The sequence below is a fragment of the Acinetobacter sp. YH12116 genome, from assembly GCF_013418895.1.
Lineage (GTDB): Bacteria > Pseudomonadota > Gammaproteobacteria > Pseudomonadales > Moraxellaceae > Acinetobacter > Acinetobacter indicus.
The window spans coordinates 1-1534 of sequence record NZ_VPBE01000067.1 but is presented as its reverse complement, the minus strand read 5'-3'; the positions used below and the strand labels follow the sequence as shown (position 1 = coordinate 1534).

Annotated in this window: 2 protein-coding genes; both read left to right on the top strand. The window is 63.1% G+C overall.

The features are described 5' to 3' along the window. Window positions 1-583 (top strand): transposase (locus FTU54_RS15075; RefSeq protein ID WP_080312105.1); only part of this gene is annotated, 583 nt, incomplete at its 5' end. A 30-nt stretch (window positions 584-613) separates the two neighbouring features. Further along, window positions 614-1498 carry a DUF3363 domain-containing protein gene (locus FTU54_RS15360; protein ID WP_001447541.1) on the top strand — a complete coding sequence of 295 codons (885 nt, stop codon included), beginning with the start codon at window positions 614-616 and terminating at the stop codon, window positions 1496-1498. The last annotated feature ends 36 nt before the right edge of the window (window positions 1499-1534 follow it).

The window sequence follows — 1534 nt, the reverse complement described above, 5'->3', positions numbered from 1 at the left end:
CAGCCTGCACGCCGGCGTGGCGGCCAGGGCCGATGAACGCAAGAAGCTCGAACGGCTGTGCCGGTACATCAGCCGCCCGGCGGTATCCGAGAAGCGGCTGTCGTTAACACGAGGCGGCAACGTGCGCTACCAGCTCAAGACGCCGTACCGGGACGGCACCACGCACGTCATTTTCGAACCATTGGATTTCATTGCAAGGCTGGCCGCCCTGGTACCGAAGCCCAGAGTCAACCTAACCCGCTTCCACGGGGTGTTCGCACCCAACAGTCGGCACCGGGCGTTGGTCACGCCGGCAAAACGGGGCAGGGGCAACAAGGTCAGGGTGGCTGATGAACCGGCAACACCAGCACAACGGCGAGCGTCGATGACATGGGCGCAACGGCTCAAGCGTGTTTTCAATATCGACATCGAGACCTGCAGCGGCTGCGGCGGCGCCATGAAAGTCATCGCCTGCATTGAAGACCCTATAGTGATCAAGCAGATCCTTGATCACCTGAAGCACAAAGCCGAAACCAGCGGGACCAGGGCGTTACCCGAAAGCCGGGCGCCACCGGCTGAGCTGCTCCTGGGTCTGTTTGACTGACGAGCCTGAAGGCCAACGATACCAATCAAAATGCTGCGTTCACAGCGCCGCGGCAGGGATCCGCCGTGCTGGTTGTCGGAAAAGGAGCCGCTAGTGGGAAAGAGGAGGGTAAATTTTCAGCGTTGCTGGCTCCCCGTCAGCCGGATTGGGTTGCATCGCAGGGGTGTCGAAAGAGTCAACTGCGGTCCAAAGCTGTTGGACTTGGGTGAAAAGGGCGTTTATTCTTCCTATACGTGCCGCGTTCCAGGCGGCGACTATGAGGGCTATGTCGATGCCCATGTGCGCCGGCTGGAGGCGCTACGCCGGGCCGGTATCGTCGAGCGGATCGACGCCGACCAATGGCGCATCCCCGATGATCTGGTCAGCCGTGCCGCCGCCCATGACGCCGGCCGAGACAGTCAGGCCAGCGTTCGCGTCCTTTCCCCGGTCGATCTGAACAAACAGATCGGATCGGACGGCGCGACCTGGCTGGACCGGCGGCTGATCCACGGCGAGACGGCCGACCTTGCGCCAACCGGCTTCGGGCAACAAGTCCGCGAAGCCATGGACCAGCGCCGCGAGCACCATATCGAACAGGGCGACGCCACCCGCAGCCGGGACAGCCGCGTCTTCTACCGGCGCAACCTTCTCGCCATCCTGCGGGAGCGCGAGGTAGCCGGCGTCGGATCGGATATGGCTTTGAGTAAGGGCCTGCCGTTCCGCGCCGCCACGGACGGCGAGAGCGTCAGCGGCAAGTTTACCGGAACCGTGCATCTATCGAGCGGCAAGTTCGCCGTGGTCGAGAAATCCCATGAGTTCACCCTTGTCCCGTGGCGGCCGATCATCGACCGCCAACTCGGCCGCGAGGTTATGGGCATCGTGCAGGGCGGGTCGGTGTCGTGGCAGTTAGGGCGGCAGAGGGGGCTGGAACGCTGAGTGCGCCCATGCCGCATTGCGAAGCAAAAGATAATC